Annotated in this window: 13 protein-coding genes; 4 read left to right on the top strand and 9 right to left on the bottom strand. The window is 62.3% G+C overall.

The annotated features are described in order from the left end of the window. Nucleotides 1-16: 16 nt before the first annotated feature. The 7 genes from iolB to F759_RS0131535 all read right to left on the bottom strand — a co-directional run bounded on the left by iolB (nt 17) and on the right by F759_RS0131535 (nt 9114). Nucleotides 17-817, bottom strand: a complete 801-nt coding sequence (iolB, locus tag F759_RS0131565) for a 5-deoxy-glucuronate isomerase (protein ID WP_027803358.1) — start codon at nt 815-817, stop codon at nt 17-19. Further along, entirely contained in the window at nt 814-1752 is a 939-nt protein-coding gene (gene iolE / locus F759_RS0131560) for a myo-inosose-2 dehydratase (protein WP_027803357.1), read from the bottom strand. The genes iolB and iolE overlap by 4 nt, the downstream gene beginning before the upstream one ends. Nucleotides 1753-1762: 10 nt before the next feature. Further along, nucleotides 1763-3772: a 3D-(3,5/4)-trihydroxycyclohexane-1,2-dione acylhydrolase (decyclizing) gene (iolD, locus tag F759_RS0131555; RefSeq protein ID WP_027803356.1), complete on the bottom strand. Its 2010-nt coding sequence runs from the start codon at nt 3770-3772 to the stop codon at nt 1763-1765. Then, complete coding sequence (locus tag F759_RS0131550) at nt 3769-5847, bottom strand: bifunctional 5-dehydro-2-deoxygluconokinase/5-dehydro-2-deoxyphosphogluconate aldolase (RefSeq protein WP_027803355.1); 2079 nt, start codon at nt 5845-5847, stop codon at nt 3769-3771. The genes iolD and F759_RS0131550 overlap by 4 nt, the downstream gene beginning before the upstream one ends. Nucleotides 5848-5910: 63 nt before the next feature. Beyond that, nucleotides 5911-6750 (bottom strand): ATP-binding cassette domain-containing protein, encoded by an 840-nt coding sequence (locus F759_RS0131545; RefSeq protein WP_152530755.1) that lies wholly within the window; start codon nt 6748-6750, stop codon nt 5911-5913. A gap of 13 nt (nt 6751-6763) precedes the next feature. Continuing rightward, nucleotides 6764-7927, bottom strand: coding sequence for an ABC transporter permease (locus tag F759_RS0131540; protein WP_027803353.1), 1164 nt, complete (start codon nt 7925-7927; stop codon nt 6764-6766). Nucleotides 7928-8067: 140 nt separating this feature from the next. Then, nucleotides 8068-9114, bottom strand: coding sequence for a sugar ABC transporter substrate-binding protein (locus tag F759_RS0131535; protein ID WP_027803352.1), 1047 nt, complete (start codon nt 9112-9114; stop codon nt 8068-8070). A gap of 280 nt (nt 9115-9394) precedes the next feature. Between F759_RS0131535 and F759_RS0131530 the strand changes: the two genes are divergently transcribed. From F759_RS0131530 to F759_RS0131515, 4 genes are all read left to right on the top strand, one after another. After that, the gene (locus tag F759_RS0131530) at nt 9395-10276 is read left to right on the top strand and encodes a MurR/RpiR family transcriptional regulator (RefSeq protein ID WP_027803351.1); all 882 of its coding nucleotides are present in this window, start codon (nt 9395-9397) and stop codon (nt 10274-10276) included. Further along, complete coding sequence (gene iolG, locus F759_RS0131525; RefSeq protein ID WP_027803350.1) at nt 10269-11288, top strand: inositol 2-dehydrogenase; 1020 nt, start codon at nt 10269-10271, stop codon at nt 11286-11288. The genes F759_RS0131530 and iolG overlap by 8 nt, the downstream gene beginning before the upstream one ends. Beyond that, nucleotides 11285-12334: a Gfo/Idh/MocA family oxidoreductase gene (locus F759_RS0131520; RefSeq protein WP_027803349.1), complete on the top strand. Its 1050-nt coding sequence runs from the start codon at nt 11285-11287 to the stop codon at nt 12332-12334. The genes iolG and F759_RS0131520 overlap by 4 nt, the downstream gene beginning before the upstream one ends. Before the next feature lie 132 nt (nt 12335-12466). After that, nucleotides 12467-12694, top strand: coding sequence for a sulfurtransferase TusA family protein (locus tag F759_RS0131515; RefSeq protein WP_027776570.1), 228 nt, complete (start codon nt 12467-12469; stop codon nt 12692-12694). Nucleotides 12695-12842: 148 nt separating this feature from the next. Here the strand turns inward: F759_RS0131515 and galU are convergent, their stop codons facing one another. Together galU and F759_RS0131505 are read right to left on the bottom strand one after the other, a co-directional pair. Then, on the bottom strand, nt 12843-13724 hold the full coding sequence (gene galU, locus F759_RS0131510; RefSeq protein WP_027803348.1) for a UTP--glucose-1-phosphate uridylyltransferase GalU: 882 nt from the start codon (nt 13722-13724) through the stop codon (nt 12843-12845). Nucleotides 13725-13794: 70 nt separating this feature from the next. Beyond that, nucleotides 13795-16695: a valine--tRNA ligase gene (locus F759_RS0131505; RefSeq protein ID WP_027803347.1), complete on the bottom strand. Its 2901-nt coding sequence runs from the start codon at nt 16693-16695 to the stop codon at nt 13795-13797. Between the last annotated feature and the right edge of the window lie 318 nt (nt 16696-17013).

Below are 17013 nucleotides of genomic sequence, written 5' to 3'. Positions count from 1 at the left end.
AGGCAAACCACGCGGCTCAATCTTCCTTGTTAATGATCCATTCGTGCGCCGGATCGTTGCGGAAATGCCAGACACGTTGAGCGCCCGCCATTACATTCAGATAATACGAGTCGTAGCCATACGGCACGACCACCGGATGATAGCCGCGCGGCACCATCACGACGTCGTGATCTTCGACGGCCAACGATTCGTCGATGTCGCGCATATCGGTGTACACGCGCTGAAACGCAAAACCCTGTGGCGGATTCAACCGGTGGTAGTAAGTCTCTTCGAGCGAACTCTCGTGAGGCACGTTGTCGGTGTCGTGCTTATGCGGCGGGTAGCTCGAAGCGTGCCCGCCAGGCGTTCTTACTTCAACCACCAGCAGCGACTCCGCCGGCTCGGTTTGCGGGAGAATGTCGCATACGTATCGCGTATTGAGGCTCTTGCCGCGCGTCGAGCGCTTCATTGAAGACGGCTCGATCAGGCGCGCAGGCAACTCGCCTTTCGCGGGCGCGCTCGCCACGCCAATTTCGGCATCGCGGCAGGCACGCACGGTGGCGCGCACGCCTGGCGGCAAATACACCGCGTAAGGCGCGGCATCTTCGAATACGCTGTCGCGCGAACCGAGCGAGCTCCACTTCGTGTCCGCCGTTTCGATATCCACCGCGCCGGTGAGCACGACAATGCAGACTTCTCGCGACGGCTCCATCACGTGCACGACTTCGCTCGTGCCGAGACGGTAAGCGGCAAAGCCGACATACCGCCAGCATGCAGATGCCGGTGTCACTCGCGCGATCGTCTGGCCTTCGCGCTGCGCCTTTACCAATAGGGTCATGCTGCCTCCTGCGTAGTGCGCTGGGTGCTGCCGTGCGGCGCGTCGGGCGGTGCATCGGCGAGCGCCCGCAAGGTCCTGAAGCCCTTCTGCGCATACTCGAACGAGGGCGCCACGACCGGGTCCTGTTCCGCTTCGACGACGAGCCAGCCGGAATAACCATGTCGCTTCAGACGCGCGATGATCGACGCGAAATCGACGGCACCGTCGCCGGGCACCGTGAACGCGCCCGCGATCACGGCGTCGAGAAAACTCCAGTTGCGATTGCGCGCGAGTTTGATGACGGCAGGGCGCACATCCTTGCAATGCACATGGCACACGCGGCCGATGTGTTTGTCGAGCACGGTAAGCGGATCGCCGCCTGCGAACGTGATATGCCCGGCATCGAACAGCAGGCCGACTGCATCACTCGTGCGCGACATCAACTGGTCTACGTCAGCCGGCGTTTCCACATAAGCGCCCATATGATGATGGTACGCAAGCCGCACGCCGCGGCTTAGCGTATAGCGCGCGAATTCATCGACACGTGCCGCGTATGCGGCCCATTGCGCGTCGCTGAAAAAGCGTGGCCGTTGGTATAGAGGCTTCGGCGCGCCCTGAATGGAATCGGCCACTTCGCCGTACACCATCACCGTTGCGCCGTTTTGCGCGAGCAGTTCGAGATGCGGGCCGACCTCCGAGATTTCCTCTTCGACGCTGCGTTGCGCGAGACGTCCCGAGTACCAGCCCGAGACGAGCGCAAGATCGTATTGCGCCAGAAGCGCCTTCAACGCCTGCGGTTCGCGCGGAAACTTGTTGCCGAGCTCGAAGCCCTCGTAACCGATCGTGCGTCCTTCGGTGAGCGCCAGGTCGAGCGGCGTCTCGCCACCGAGCGAGGGCAGATCGTCGTTCATCCACGACAACGGGTTGATGCCAATGCGTACGTTCAAAGCTGTCATGCGAGCGTCCTTAATCGTTGGCTTTGGTGTTGTCGCTGCGGTTGCCACCGCCGTTGCCGCTGCGGCTGTGCACTGTCGAGCCAGCCGGACCAATCGGTTTGCCGCGTGCCGCGATCTGCGCGTCGTAGGTTGCTCGCGCGTCTCGCACGCTCGCTCGCGGCGATACTTCCGGCACGGCGACTTCCCACCACCAGCCACCGTCGGCCGTGGTGCGGGCCGGATCGGTGTCGATGCTGATCACGTAAGTCCGGTCCGCCGCGCGCGCGCGTTGCATTGCGGCTTCGAGTTCGATCACATTCGCCACATGTTCCGCCTGCGCACCAAGTGCGCGGGCATGCGCGGCAAAGTCGATTTGCGGCGCGCCGGGCGGACCCTGCATGCAGTCTGCGAGCAGGTTGTTGAACGGTGCGCCGCCGCATGCCTGTTGCAGTCGATTGATGCAACCGTAGCCGCGATTGTCGAGCACCACGATAATCAGCTTCGCGCCGAGCATCACCGACGTGGCGATCTCGCTGTTCATCATCAGATAGCTGCCGTCGCCCACCATCACGATCACTTCACGCTCGGGCCGCGCAAGCTTGGCGCCGAGTCCGCCGGCGATTTCATAGCCCATGCACGAGTAGCCATATTCGACGTGATACGCGCCTGGCCTTCCGGCGCGCCACAGCTTGTGCAATTCAGCGGGCAAGGTGCCAGCCGCGCACACGACGATGTCATTCGCCGGCGAATTCGCGCTTGAACGTTGCACCGCGCCGATCACATCGCCCTCGTAAGGCAGCATCGAATCGCGTTGCGGCGCATGCGTAAGCGTATGCACCGTGTCGCGCCAGCTCGCGGCGAGTTCGTGCGCGCGCGAGGTCCACGCGCGATCCGCGCGCCAGTCTTGCAGACGTTCGGCGAGCGCATCGAGCGCGAGACGCGCATCCGCTTCAACCACTTGTGCGCGATGCTTGAGACCGTCGAATGCATTGGCATTGATGCCGATCACGTCCGCTTGCGTGAACAGCGTATTCGAGCCGGTCGTGAAGTCCTGCAAGCGCGTGCCGAGCGCGAGCACGCAATCGGCATCGTGTGCAAGTGCGTTCGCGGCAGGCGAGCCGGTCACGCCCAATGCGCCCACGTTCAGCGGATCGTCCCATGCAAGCGACCCCTTGCCGGCTTGCGTCTCGGCCACCGGAATGCCGTGTGCGGCCGCAAAGCGTTGCAGCGCATCGGTCGCGCGGCCGTAGAGCACGCCGCCACCCGCGACGATCAGCGGACGCTTCGCCCGCTGCAAACGCTCGATAGCAGCGTCGATTTCGTCGACGCGTGGTGCGGGCGAATAAAACGTGACGACGCGCGGTGCGAAGAAGTCGGCGGGGAAGTCCCACGCCTGTGCCTGTACGTCTTGCGGCAACGCGAGCGTGACCGGTCCGCACGACGCGGCGTCGGTGAGCACACGCAGCGCGCGCGGCAGCGCATTCAGCAATTGCGCCGGATGCACGATGCGATCGAAGTAGCGCGACACCGGCTTGAATGCGTCGTTCGCGGAAACGCCGCCATCGTGGAAATCTTCAAGCTGCTGTAAGACAGGGTCGGGCGCACGCGACACGAAGATGTCGCCAGGCAACAGCAGCACCGGCAAACGGTTCACATGCGCGAGAGCGGCAGCGGTCAGCAGATTGGTGGCGCCTGGTCCGATCGAAGTGGTAACCGCCATCATGCGGCGGCGAAAATGCGCCTTTGCATAGGCAATCGCGCTATGGGCCATCGCCTGTTCGTTGTGTGCGCGCAGCGTGGGCAGTTCATCGCGATGCTGATACAAGGCCTCGCCCATGCCGGCGACATTGCCATGACCGAAGATCGCAAACACGCCGCCGAAGAGCGGCTCGGTGCTCGCGCCGTCTTCGCTCGCGACGCGTTGCGCGGCGAGATAGCGCACGAGCGCTTGCGCAGTGGTCAGGCGGATCGTGCTTTCTACGGCCGCGCCGCCTGCGAATGCCGCTTCGTCATGCTCATGATGTAACACGCGCTGATTCATGCCGCCTGCTCCTGATGAACACGATTGTTCGCGCCATGTGTCGCGGCGACGTCGCCGCGCGCCGCGCGCCATGACGCGATCAGCGTTTCGAAAGTGTGGCGCACGCGCGCGATCAGTTCGTCGTCGCCGATCTCGCCGGCGAGCCACGCATGGCTCGGCTCGTGGAAAATCGTGCGGCCCACGGTGAAGCCGCGGCACGTCGACGATTGCGCCGCCGCGCGAAAGCCCTCGTTCAACTGGTCGACGCCCGCCGATAAACCGAGCAGCACGACGCCGCGGCAATACGGATCACGCTCGGCGATCAACGCGTCGATGTTGCGCCATTGCGCGGCGTCCATCGGTTCGAGCTTCCACCACTCGGGATAGATACCGATGTTGTAAAGCCGCTTCAGCGCCCGATACACGACGTCCGGCCCCTGCAGTAGGTTCGTATGCTTCGGCGGAATCACTTCGAGCAGCAATTCATGGCCGCTTGCTTGCGTTGCGTCGTAGAGCGCGCGCAATTGTGCTTCCTGTTCGAGACGCTGTTCGATGGGTTCGTCGGGATGGAGTTGCACAAGGCACTTCGCGACGTGTTCCCGCGGCCACGGCACGAGCGTCGTGCCCACCGAGCGACCGTGGTCGAAAACGAGCGGCACGGAGCCCGGCAGTTCGACCGGACGGCCGATCCACCAGCCGCGGCCCGTTGCCGCGTTGAGCGCGTCCTGACCATAACGGTCGTCGATCAGCACACCGATGCGGCCTTGCAGGCCCAATGCGCTTTCGGTCTGTGCGACGGCGTCGACGAACAGGCCTTTGAGATGAGCGATGCGCGCTTCGCTTGCGCCGGTCTGCTGCGCGAGTTCGAAGAACTGATTGCGATGGTCGAACGCGAAGCCGAGCACCTCCTCCCACTGCTTGCGCGCGGGCGTCACGCGATGCAGGCGCGCCAGTGTTGCGTCGCGATCAGGACGGCGCATACGCTCGGGATCGGCCTTTGCCTCGCGCAGAAAGTAGTCCAGTTCCGCGGGCGTCGGCATGGCCGGCGCGCACGCATGACGCGAGACGACCAGCGCGCCGCTTGCATTGGCCGCACGCGCACAGGCGTCGAGCGGTTGATCGCGCAACCAGCCCGAAAGAAAACCGGACGCGAACGCGTCGCCGGCACCGAGTACGTTCAGCACTTCCACTTCCACGCCGCCGTGAACCGGCGCGTCGTCGAGCGAGGCGGGCACTTCTCCGTCGATGATCTGGCAACCCATCGGCCCGCGCTTGAGCACGAGTGTGGCCGGCGTGACCGCGCGCACCATCGCGAGCGCGTCGACGAGATCGCTCTTGCCGCCCGCAATGCGGAACTCCTCCTCGGTACCGATCACGAGGTCGAACAACGGCAGAATGCGCTGCAAATGTGCGGTGACGCCTTCGCTTGCGACGAAGCGTGTTTCGCCGTCCGCTTTACCCGTCAAGCCCCACAAGACAGGGCGATAATCGATGTCGAGCACGGTGCGCACCTGGTTGCGTCGCGCGTAATCGAGCGCGCGGCGGCTGGTGCGGTTCACCTGTTCGGTGGAGAAGTGCGTGCCGGTAATCAGAAGCGCCTTCGACGACGCGATAAACGCCTCGTCGAAATCCGCTTCGTCGACAGCCATGTCCGCGCAGTTCTCGCGATAGAAGATCAGCGGGAACGTATCGCGATCCTTCAGGCCGAGCAGCACGAGCGCGGTCAGACGTTCGGGATCGACGCGCACGTGGCTCACGTCGCAGCCTTCCTTCGTCAACGTCTCGGTGAGAAAACGGCCCATGTGATCGTTGCCGACCCGCGCGAGCATGGCCGATGCAAGTCCGAGCCGCGCGCAGCCGAATGCAATGTTCGCCGACGATCCGCCGAGATACTTCGCGAAGCTCGACACGTCCTCGAGCCGCGCACCAACCTGCTGCGCGTACAGATCGACGGCGAGGCGGCCAAGACAGACGATGTCGCGGCTGCGGCCCGGTGCGAAGCGGCTGCCGGCGTTCGAGCCGGATGTACCGGACGTGTCGGCGGTTCCGCCCGACGTCTGCCCGGGCGTGCCGCTGAATGTACTGGAGTGAGCCATGAATGTCCCTGAATGACGGAGCGCGGCAAGCGATGCCACGGCAGCAGCCGCCGCGCGAATGAATCAGATCGTTGCGCCTTCTAGTTCGCCTATCATCTTCTGCATCTCGGCGCCGCCCGCCATCATGTCGAGCACTTCGTCCTTGGTGATCGTCTCTTTCGTAAACGTGCCGAGCGATTTGCCGCGATTGAGCAACGTGAACGAATCGCCGATCGGATATGCGTGATGCACGTTGTGCGTGATGAAGATCACCGAGATGCCTTTCGCGCGCGCCTTGTGGATCAGCTTCAGCACATTGAAGCTCTGCTTGACGCCGAGCGCGGCAGTCGGCTCGTCGAGAATCAGCACGCGTGCGCCGAAGTGGATTGCACGCGCAATCGCGAGGCACTGTTTTTCGCCGCCCGACATCGTGCCGATCGGCTGATGCGGGTCGCGCACGTTGATGCCCATTTCCGCGAGCTTGTCGCGGGCCGTGATCGCGCTTGTTTCAAGGTCCATTACGTTAAGGAACCCGAACAGTTTCTTTTGCGGCTCACGACCCATGAAGAAGTTGCGCGCAACCGAGAGCAGCGGCACCAGTGCGAGATCCTGGTAGACGGTCGCAATGCCGAGATCGAGCGCGTCTTTCGGCGACTCGAACAGCACCGGCTTGCCGTCGACGAGATACTGGCCCGACGACGGTTGATGCACGCCCGCCAGCGTTTTGATCAGCGTCGACTTGCCCGCGCCGTTGTCGCCGAGCAGGCAGTGCACTTCACCGCGTTTCAGGCGCAAAGTCACGCCGCTCAGTGCGATCACTTTTCCAAAGTACTTGTTGACGTTTTCGAGCGCGAGGATCACGTCGTCCTGCGGCGCGGCGCCCGGCAGATTCATCGGATTCGTCACGTTGTTCGTATCGGACATGTTCATCTCCTCGTTACGATTGCGCGACGCGACGGCGCACATAGTGATTGAACAGCACGGCGATCAGCAGCATTACGCCGAGGAACACGCGGAACCAGTCGGAGCTCACATTCGTGTAGGTAATGCCGATTTGCACGACGCCGAAAATCAATGCGCCGAAACACGCGCCGATCACCGAGCCGTATCCGCCCGTCAACAACGTACCGCCAATCACCGCGGCTATGATCGCTTCGAATTCCTTCTGCAAGCCGCGGTCCGCCGCAGCCGAGCCGATATCGCACACTTGCAGCACGGCGAACAGGCACGAGCAGAACGCAGTCAGCACGAACAGCAGAATTTTCACGCGACGCACGGGAATACCCACGTTCTTCGCGGCATTCGCATCGCCGCCCACCGCGAGAATCCAGTTTCCGGCGCGTGTTTTCGCGAGGACGAACGCGCAGATCGCGGCAAGCCCGAACCACCACAGAATCACCTTGGGAATGCCGGGCACGAGCGCATGGCCGTTATCGAGCAGGGTGCCGATGCCGTGGTGCGCCAGCATCGTGAAGAGACCTCGCAGCGCGACGCCGTGAAAGAGCAGATTGGCGAGCCAGTCCTGTTGTGCAAGGTCGCCCACGCCGGAGACGATGGTGCGGTCCGCGAACATGATCGACAGCGCAAGCGTGAGGCCGCGCAGAATGAACAGAAACGCGAGCGTGACGATGAACGACGGCAGCCGCGTGCGCATCACGAGATAGCCGTTGAGCGCGCCGAGCAGCATGGAGCCCGCGAACGCGAACAGAATCGCGAGCGAAATCGGCCAGTGGAAATAGACGGTTGGAATGGCGACCATCATGCCGGCAAAGCCGATCATCGAACCGATGGACAGGTCGAACTCGCCGGCAATCATCAGCAGGCACGCGCCGACCGACAAGATGCCGAGATAGGCGGATACCTGCGACCAGTTCATCACGCCGTCGAGATTGAACATGCCGGAGCCGCCGGCAGCGAACGCGAAGACGAGAAACACCAGCACTGCGCCGGAAATCGCGGCGAATTCGGGGCGGTTCAGCAAATGGCCGAACCACGATTCTTTGCGCACACGCTCGTCGGTCTCCGTGCGCGACGCGGCATCATGCGAAGCGGCGCCATTCGAGTCGACGTGCGGTGGAAAGTGTTTGCCGGCTACACCCATGATGTCTCCTTGGAGCCGGCTGTGTGTCTGGGCAAGCGGGAATGCATTGCGAGAACGACAGCCGGTGAAATGCGCGCTGGCGGGAGAGCCGCCCCGTGGGAGCGTTGCCCGCCGCGCGCGTGACTAGCTAGGGAAAAGAATCAGCGGTACTGCCCTGCGTACTTGATGACCTTGTCGAGGTTTTCCTTCGTGATGAAGCCCGGGCCCGAGCGGATATTCTTTGGGCCATATGACGGCGCGAGGCCGTAAGTAGCAAGCCGCGCCTTGAACTTCGGATTCGCTTCGAGAATCTGGCGGATCTTCGCGGGGTCGGTGGTGTGCTCTTTCTTCACGATGGCGAGCACCGCGACCGGAATGTAGCCCTGCAAGTACGGCTGCTGATCGATTGCGAACTGGATCGTGCCGTTCTGGATCGCCTTCGCGATGTCGTCCGAGAAGTCGAATGTGCAGAAGTAGATCTTGCCCGCGAGGCCCATCTGCTGCACGGCTTTCAGCGTGGCCGAAGCCGGCGTCGGTCCGAGCGTGAGAATCGCGCCGGTATTCGGATGGTTGCGCAAATAGGCGCTGACCTTCGATTGAATCTCGGTTGGGTCCTGACCGGAATCGATCGTGGACGACTTGTAGTCGACACCCAGCGCCTCGGCAAAACCGCGGCAGCGATCGAACGAAACGGTGTTGGTCGCAAGGTGATTCACGCACAGGAACGACTTCACGCCCGCTGCTTTCGCCTTCTCGCCCGCCGCCTTGCCGGCGACGTATTCCGGCTGGCCGATGTGCATGATCGCGCCCAGTTGCGCGCTCTGTTCCTCGGTGCCGGAGTTGATCGTGACGAGCGGAATCTTCTTCGCGGTGACCTTGTTGATGGAACTCTTCAGCACGTCGTAATCGGCGATGGTGACGATCACGCCGTCGTAGTTGCGCGCGGCGGCCTGTTCGACGAGACGCGCCATATCGGCGATGTCGCCGTTCGGCGGATTGCGATAGTCGGTCTCGACGTTGAAGTCCTCGTCGGCCTGCTTGATGGCGTTCTTGATGGTGTTCCACCACGAGTCGGAGTCCGGCGCGTGGCTGATCAGCACAAAATGAGCGTCAGCCGCGCGGGCGGCCGAGGCCGCGCCGAATCCCGTCGCCAACGTCAAAGCCGTCACCAGAATCCTGAGCGTAGCCTTGCCCTTGCAAAGTCTCATGTCTCCACCTTTCTCGGTCTGTCGTTATTGAAGAGAGCGTCTGGCGGACGATTACACGGCGTAAGGCCGAAGGCATTGCGCAGGTTCGCCGAAGCGCCATCGCTCACGACCAAGATTAGGTCATCTTCGAGTGCGTTGCAATGAAAATTTCACCGTAAATAAAAATGGAAAATACGTTCCATTTATGTGGAGCGCTGCCTATAATCGGCAACGTCAAGGACGCTATGGCGCACATGCTGGAGCGCCTGCTGCAGTGCGGTAAAGCATCGAAGAGAGAGTCATGGCGGAAGAGAGCACCGAAGAATTGCCGAGCGTCGAAGAATTGATGCAGCGCATCGCGGAGAACTACGAGGCGTTGCCGCGTCAGTTGAAAAACGTCGCGACGTATATCGAGCAGCATCGTTCGAGCGTCATGGTGGACCGCACGAGCGATATTGCCGCGAGTTGCGGCGTGCATCCGTCGGCGGTCGTGCGCTTTGCGCAGCGTTTTGGTTTTTCCGGGTTCTCCGATTTGCAGGCGGTGTTTCGCCAGGCATACACGGGGCAGGGCGCGTCGTCGCCGAGCTATCAGCAGCGCATTCGCAAGCTCATTGATGACAAGCCCGGTGCGTTGTCCGGCGGCGCGGTGGCGCGCGAATTCATCGCGGCCTCGCGCGGGGGGCTCGAAGAACTCGAAGCGGGGCTCGACGACAAGCAGTTCGACGCCGCCGTCAAGATGCTGCAACAGGCCGAGAACATCTATGTAATCGGCGTGCGGCGCTCGTTTCCGGTGGCGAGCTACATCGTCTATGCGTTGCAGCACACGCCCAAGCGAGTGCATCTCGTCTCCGGTTTTGGCGGCATGTATCGCGAGCAGATTCGCAGCGTGAAGAAGGGCGACGTCGTGATCGCAATCAGCTTCGCGCCTTATGCAAAGGAAACGCAGTACTGCCTGCGCGTTGCGCATCATCATCAGGCGAAGACGCTGGTTATTACGGACAGCCAACTATCTCCGCTCGCTCGTTATGCGAGCACTCAACTGTATGTGAAAGAGGGCAGCGCGTTCGCGTTCCGCTCGCTGACCAGCACGATCTGCCTGTGCCAGGCGCTCTTCATCGCGCTTGCGTACAAGCTCGAATTAAACGTAGAAGAATCGAAAGACACTGGAGGATACGATGACTGACGCAGCAAAACCGATCGACGTCGCCGTGTTCGGCGCGGGCCGCATCGGCAAGATTCACGCGGCTAATCTCGCGCGGCAACCGGGCGTGCGCCTGAAATATGTGGTCGATGTCAACCGCGAGGCCGCCGCGGCGCTCGCGGCCGCACATGGCGCGCAAGTGGCGGATATCGACGGCGCAATGGGGGACGCGTCGGTGGGCGCCACGGTAATCTGTTCGAGCACCGACACGCACGCCGATCTGATCATGAAGTCGGCTGCGCAGAAAAAACATGTGTTCTGCGAGAAGCCCGTCGACCTGACGCTGGAGCGCGCGCGAGCTTGCGCCGATGCGGTCGAGCGCGCAGGCGTGGTGTGCATGATCGGCTTTCAGCGCCGCTTCGATCCGACATTCTCCGCGTTGAAGGCGCGCCTCGATGCGGGGGAGATCGGCACGCCGGAAATGCTTGTAGTGACGAGCCGCGATCCGGGCGCGCCGCCAGTCGACTACATTCGCCATTCGGGCGGCATCTTCAAGGACATGCTGATTCACGACTTCGACATCTTCCGCTGGATTCTCGACGACGAAGCCGACACGCTGCACGCCACCGGCAGTTGCCTGAGCGACCCGGCGATCGCGGACGCGGGCGATATCGACTCGACGGCAGTGACGATCCGCACGAAGCGCGGCCGGCTCTGCCAGATCAACACCGCGCGCCGCGCGGCCTATGGCTACGACCAGCGCTTCGAAGTGCTCGGCAGCGCGGGCATGCTACAGGCGGGCAACGTGCGGCCCACCGAGGTTACGGCCTACTCGAAGACGGAAGTATCGAGCGATGTGCCGGAAGCGTTTTTCCTCGAACGGTATCGCGCGGCCTATGCGCTAGAAATCGCCCATTTCTTCGATGCGGTCACGCAGGGCAAGCCGGTGCGCACCACCGTCGCAGACGGCTTGAAAGCGCTGGAACTTGCCGACGCCGCCACGCGCTCCTGGCGCGAAGGCCGCGCGGTCAAACTCGGCGAGGCGGCGCAATGAATGCGGCTGTAGCAGGAGTGCGGCGGCTTCGTGTGGGCGTGGTGGGTCTGGGCCGTCTCGGCAAGCGTCACGCGGAAAACCTCGCGTATCGTGTGCCGGGCGCGGAACTCGTCGCCGCTTGCAGTCCGCTGGAAGAAGAACGGGCGTGGGCGCGCGAGACGTTGCCGTCGCCGCGCCTTTACGATGACTACGCGCATCTGCTCGACGATAAAGACGTGGACGCGGTGTGGCTCGTCACGCCGTCGTCGCTGCACGCGCAGCAGATCGTCGATGCGTTGCGCGCCGGCAAGCATGTGTTCTGCGAGAAGCCTTTGTCGCTCGATCTCGCCGAGTGCGAGCGCGTGCTGGCGGAGGCCGCGCGCTATCCGCATCTTCAGGCGACGATCGGGTTCATGCGGCGCTTCGATCCGAGCTACAAGGACGCGTTCGACAAAATCGAAGCGGGCACAATCGGCCGGCCGTTTCTCGTGCGATCCCAAACCACCGACAAGAACGATACCGACGGTTTCTTCGTGCGCTTCGCGGCAACGTCCGGCGGCATCTTTCTCGATTGCACCGTGCACGATATCGACGTCGCCCGCTGGCTGCTAGGCAAGCCGCGCGCGACGCGCGTGTTCGCGGCGGGCGCGGTCGCGTTGCACGAGGGCCTGCGCGAATTCGGCGATGTCGACAACGGCGTGGCGATCTGCGAATTCGAGGGCGGCAAGCTTGCGATGTTTTACGCGTCGCGTACGCAGGCGCACGGCAACGACACGCATAGCGAAGTGATCGGCATGGCCGGCGCGCTCGCTATCGGCCGCAATCCGCGCGCGAATCGCGTCGAGATTTACGACGCGACAGGCATTCGCAACGAGTGCACGCCGAGCTTCTTCGATCGCTTCGAGGAGGCCTTTCTGCACGAGGCGCGCGCGTTTGTCGCTTCGGTGCAAGGCGGGTCGGAGCCGAACGCACAAGCGGGCGCGACGCTTGCCGACGCGCTGGAAGCGACCCGCATCGGCAATGCGTTGCGGCAGTCGCTGCAAAGCGGGCAGGCGGTGATGCTGTAGCGCTTGCATTGCCGTCTGAGCGGCGATGCAGGCGCAGCCTGCGCCGGCAAGGCGGCGAAGGCTGCGGTAGAATTTGACCCTCTGTCCGGCGTCGCGAACGACGCCCTGTCCCGAAGGTCATCGTCGATGCAAATTCAGATTCACAAGGAAGTCGATGCGCGCGGGCTGATGTGCCCGCTGCCCATCCTGCGCGCCAAGAAGGCGCTCGCCGATATGGAAAGCGGTCAGATTCTCAAGGTGCTCGCCACCGACCCCGGCTCGCAACGCGATTTCGCCGCGTTTGCGAAGCAGACGGGCAACGAGATCGTCGAGAGTTCGGCGCACGACAAGGTTTTCACGTTCCTGATGAAGCGCCGCTAACGCTCAGACACTCGGACACACTCGCTCAGACGCACGCTCGAAAAAAAGGCGCTGTGCCCGCGAAAGCGGAGCACAGCGCCTTTTTTTGACTTTTGCTCGATGTTTGGGCTCGCGATGCCCGGAGATTCCGAGCATCGAGCCAAGGCGTTCAGCCTTCAAGCACCGGAGAACGCGTGCGCAGATATTCCTCGAAATCGGCGGCCACTTCCGGGTGACGCAGCGCGAATTCCACGGTCGCCTTCAGGTAACCCAGCTTGCTGCCGCAGTCGAAACGTGTGCCGTGATACTTGTACGCGAGAACCTGTTCGTCGGCGAGCAGCGACTGGATCGCGTCCGTCAACTGCAATTCGCCGCCCGCGCCCGGCTTGATCGCGCGGATGTGATCGAAAATGCGCGGCTTGAGCACGTAGCGGCCCACCACGCCGAGATTCGACGGCGCGACGCTCGGCTCCGGCTTTTCGACGATGCCCGACATCTTGATGATCGAGTCTTCCCATTCCTTGCCGTCGACGATGCCGTACGACTTCGTTTCCTGCGCCGGGATCTCTTCGACGCCGATCACCGAACTGTGATAGTGGTCGAACACCTCGATCATTTGCGTCATCACAGGCGGCGTGCCGTACAGCAGGTCGTCCGCGAGAATCACGGCGAACGGGTTGTCGCCCACCAGTTTCTCTGCGCATAGCACCGCGTGGCCGAGCCCCAGCGCTTCCGGCTGGCGCACGTAGAAACAGTCGACATGGCTCGGCTTGATGCTGCGCACGAGCTCCAGCAACTTGTCTTTGCCGCGGGCTTCCAGTTCGGCTTCGATTTCGTACGACTTATCGAAATGGTCTTCGATTGCGCGCTTGCTGCGGCCTGTAACGAAGATCATCTCGGTGATGCCCGCGGCCATCGCTTCTTCCACCGCGTACTGGATCAGCGGCTTGTCGACGATTGGCAGCATCTCCTTCGGGCTTGCCTTCGTGGCAGGGAGGAACCGGGTGCCAAGACCTGCTACCGGAAATACCGCCTTTGTAACTTTTAGCATGTGATTACCCTGAGTCCTCTGGTTTAGCTATCAGTCCGTGCCCGCCGCGCGGGCGGGCGTGGAGCGTCGATCAGGCCGGCAAACGCGCGAGCTGCGCTTTCAGCTTGCCGACAGTCGCTTCGAATTCCGCCAGCCTCTTCTGCTCCTGCTCGACGACTGCGGGCGGTGCCTTGGCGACAAAACTTTCGTTTTGCAGTTTGGCGTTGCACTTGACGACTTCCGTGCTCAACCGCGCAATCTCTTTAGACAAACGCTCGCGTTCGACGGCGACGTCGATTTCGACCTTCAGCACGAGCTTGTCACTACCTACGATAGCAATTGGCGCGCCATCCGCCTGCGCGTCGAGCGCCGCTTCGTCTGCAATGATCTGAACTTCGGATAAACGGGCCAGTGCCTGGGCATACGGAGCAAAAGTGCGCAGGCGCTCCGCATTGCCGGTAGCCAATAACGGCACCTTCACCGCCGGCGACAGATTCATTTCGCCACGCAGATTCCGGCACGCATCGATCACTGCTTTCAGGTCGGCCGCCCATTGTTCCGCGTCTTCGTCGATCTTCGACAACTCGGCAACGGGGTACGGCTGCACCATGATGGACGCTTCACCCTCGGCCTTGTCCGCGGGATAACGCGCGGCCAACGGTGCAACTTTCTGCCACAGCGCTTCGGTGATAAAGGGAATTACCGGATGCGCGAGGCGCAACACCGTCTCGAGCACGCGCAGCAGGGTGCGCCGGGTGGCTCGCTGCTGGTTCGGCTGACCCGTCTGGATCTGAACCTTCGCGAGTTCGAGATACCAGTCACAGTATTCGTCCCATACGAACTTGTATAGGGCGTTGGCCACATTGTCGAAGCGATAGTCGGCGAAACCCCTGGCGATCTCGCCTTCCACGCGTTGCAGAAGCGACACGATCCAGCGGTCCGCGGACGAGAAATTCAGATGCCCGTCCGGCCCGCACTCGCCGCACTGTTCCGGTTTGCCGAAACCGCAGTCGTGGCCTTCGCAATTCATCAACACGAAACGCGTGGCGTTCCACAGCTTGTTGCAAAAGTTGCGATAGCCCTCGCAGCGCGCGAGATCGAAGTTGACGTTGCGCCCGAGCGTGGCCATCGACGCCATCGTGAAGCGCAGTGCATCCGTGCCGAACGCGGGGATGCCGTCGGGGAATTCCTTGCGCGTTTTCTTTTCGATCGACGCGGCCTGCTTCGGATTCATCAGGCCGGTGGTGCGCTTCGTCACCAGCGCGTCGAGCCCGATGCCGTCGACGATATCGATCGGATCGAGCGTATTGCCCTTGCTCTTCGACATTTTCTGGCCTTCGGCGTCGCGCACGAGACCGTGCACGTAGACCGTGTCGAAGGGCACCTTGCCGGTGAAGTGCGTGGTCATCATGACCATGCGCGCGACCCAGAAGAAGATGATGTCGAAGCCCGTAACCAGCACCGACGACGGCAGGAAGTGCTTCAGTTCCTGCGTTTCGTTCGGCCAGCCGAGCGACGAAAACGGCACGAGCGCGGACGAAAACCACGTGTCGAGCACGTCTTCGTCACGTTTGAGCGGGCCGGTGTAGCCCGCTTCGGCCGCTTTCTCGCGCGCACCTTCTTCGGTCTTGGCGACGAAAATCTCGCCGTTTTCGCCGTACCACGCGGGAATCTGATGGCCCCACCAGAGCTGGCGGGAGATGCACCAGTCCTGAATGTTTTCGAGCCACTGGTAATACGTGGTGGTCCAGTTTTCCGGGACGAACTTGATCTGGCCGCTGCGAACCACGTCGAGCGCGGTTTCGGCGATCGATTTGCCCGGATTGAACGTGCCGAATGTTGCATCGGGAGCCGGCTTGCTCATCGCGACGAACCACTGGTCGGTCAGCATCGGCTCGATCACGACGCCGGTGCGGTCGCCACGCGGCACCATCAGCTTGTGCGGCTTGACCGATTCCAGCGCGCCGAGCGCTTCCAGATCGGCGACCACCTGTTTGCGGGCTTCAAAACGGTCGAGGCCGCGGTACTTCTCAGGCGCGTTGTCGTTGATTTTCGCGTCGAGCGTGAGGATTTCGATTTGCGGCAGCTTGTGGCGCAGGCCGACCTGATAGTCGTTGAAGTCGTGCGCGGGCGTGACCTTGACGACACCCGTGCCGAATTCGCGGTCCACATAGTCGTCCGCGATGATCGGCACTTCGCGGCCCGACAGTGGCAGCGTGACGGTTTTGCCGATCAGATGCGCGTAGCGCTCGTCTTCCGGATGGACCATCACCGCGGTGTCGCCGAGCATGGTTTCGGGACGCGTGGTGGCGACTGTGAGATGACCGGAGCCGTCGGTGAGCGGGTACTGGATGTGCCACAGGTGGCCGTTTTCTTCCTCGCTGACTACTTCGAGATCGGAGACGGCGGTGAGCAGCACCGGGTCCCAGTTCACGAGGCGTTTGCCGCGATAGATCAGGCCCTGTTCATAGAGGCGCACGAACACGTCGCGCACGGCGGCCGACATTTTGTCGTCCATCGTGAAGTATTCGCGCGACCAGTCGATCGACGCGCCTAGACGGCGCACCTGATTCGTGATGGTCGAGCCGGACTCCTGCTTCCATTCCCAGACGCGTTCGACGAATTTTTCGCGGCCGAGATCGTGGCGCGACACGCCTTTCGCGTCCAGTTGCCGTTCGACGACGATCTGCGTGGCAATACCGGCGTGGTCCGTGCCCGGTACCCACAGCGTATTTTCGCCGAGCATGCGGTGATAGCGGGCGAGGCCGTCCATGATGGTCTGGTTGAACGCATGGCCCATATGGAGGGTGCCCGTGACGTTCGGCGGCGGCAACTGGATCGAGAAGTCTTTCCTGTTCCCGTCGAAGGAGGGCGCCGCGTAGGCGCGCTTTTCCCATTCGGGGCCCCAGTGCGCTTCGATGGTGTGCGGCTCGAAGCTTTTGGCAAGGGTGGAGGAGGTGTCGCGCTGGTTGTCGCTCGGGGTCTCGCTCATGTGTCGATCGGCTGGTAAATGCGGAGAATGTTCGATTATAAGGGGCGCGGTGCGCGTGGGCTTGTTTTGGGGTTTGTGGTTTGGGTTTGGTTTTTTTTTGTTTGTTGTTTGGCTCAGGACTTTTTGGCCTTTGCTTGATTTCGTGGTGGTCTTCTTGATTTCGTGGCGGCCTTTCCTTGAATTGGCAGTGGTCTATTGGTGTTGCCCCTGTGCGGGGCGGCACTTACTTTCTTTGCCGCCGCAAAGAAAGATAAGCAAAGAAAGCGGCTCACACCGCCAGCTCGTAGGTGGATCCCCCGGCTTGGAAGGGGTAGTGGT

Source organism: Paraburkholderia dilworthii, assembly GCF_000472525.1.
In the GTDB taxonomy this organism is placed as follows: Bacteria; Pseudomonadota; Gammaproteobacteria; order Burkholderiales; family Burkholderiaceae; genus Paraburkholderia; species Paraburkholderia dilworthii.
The sequence above is the reverse complement of the archived record's forward strand: the minus strand, read 5'-3'. Positions and strand labels throughout refer to the sequence as shown.

Bases quoted from the DNA above. Each gene is read 5' to 3' on its own strand.
- iolB (WP_027803358.1), bottom strand. From the start codon at position 817: ATGACCCTATTGGTAAAGGCGCAGCGCGAAGGCCAGACGATCGCGCGA.
- iolE (WP_027803357.1), bottom strand. From the start codon at position 1,752: ATGACAGCTTTGAACGTACGCATTGGCATCAACCCGTTGTCGTGGATG.
- iolD (WP_027803356.1), bottom strand. From the start codon at position 3,772: ATGAATCAGCGCGTGTTACATCATGAGCATGACGAAGCGGCATTCGCA.
- F759_RS0131550 (WP_027803355.1), bottom strand. From the start codon at position 5,847: ATGGCTCACTCCAGTACATTCAGCGGCACGCCCGGGCAGACGTCGGGC.
- F759_RS0131545 (WP_152530755.1), bottom strand. From the start codon at position 6,750: ATGTCCGATACGAACAACGTGACGAATCCGATGAATCTGCCGGGCGCC.
- F759_RS0131540 (WP_027803353.1), bottom strand. From the start codon at position 7,927: ATGGGTGTAGCCGGCAAACACTTTCCACCGCACGTCGACTCGAATGGC.
- F759_RS0131535 (WP_027803352.1), bottom strand. From the start codon at position 9,114: ATGAGACTTTGCAAGGGCAAGGCTACGCTCAGGATTCTGGTGACGGCT.
- F759_RS0131530 (WP_027803351.1), top strand. From the start codon at position 9,395: ATGGCGGAAGAGAGCACCGAAGAATTGCCGAGCGTCGAAGAATTGATG.
- iolG (WP_027803350.1), top strand. From the start codon at position 10,269: ATGACTGACGCAGCAAAACCGATCGACGTCGCCGTGTTCGGCGCGGGC.
- F759_RS0131520 (WP_027803349.1), top strand. From the start codon at position 11,285: ATGAATGCGGCTGTAGCAGGAGTGCGGCGGCTTCGTGTGGGCGTGGTG.
- galU (WP_027803348.1), bottom strand. From the start codon at position 13,724: ATGCTAAAAGTTACAAAGGCGGTATTTCCGGTAGCAGGTCTTGGCACC.
- F759_RS0131505 (WP_027803347.1), bottom strand. From the start codon at position 16,695: ATGAGCGAGACCCCGAGCGACAACCAGCGCGACACCTCCTCCACCCTT.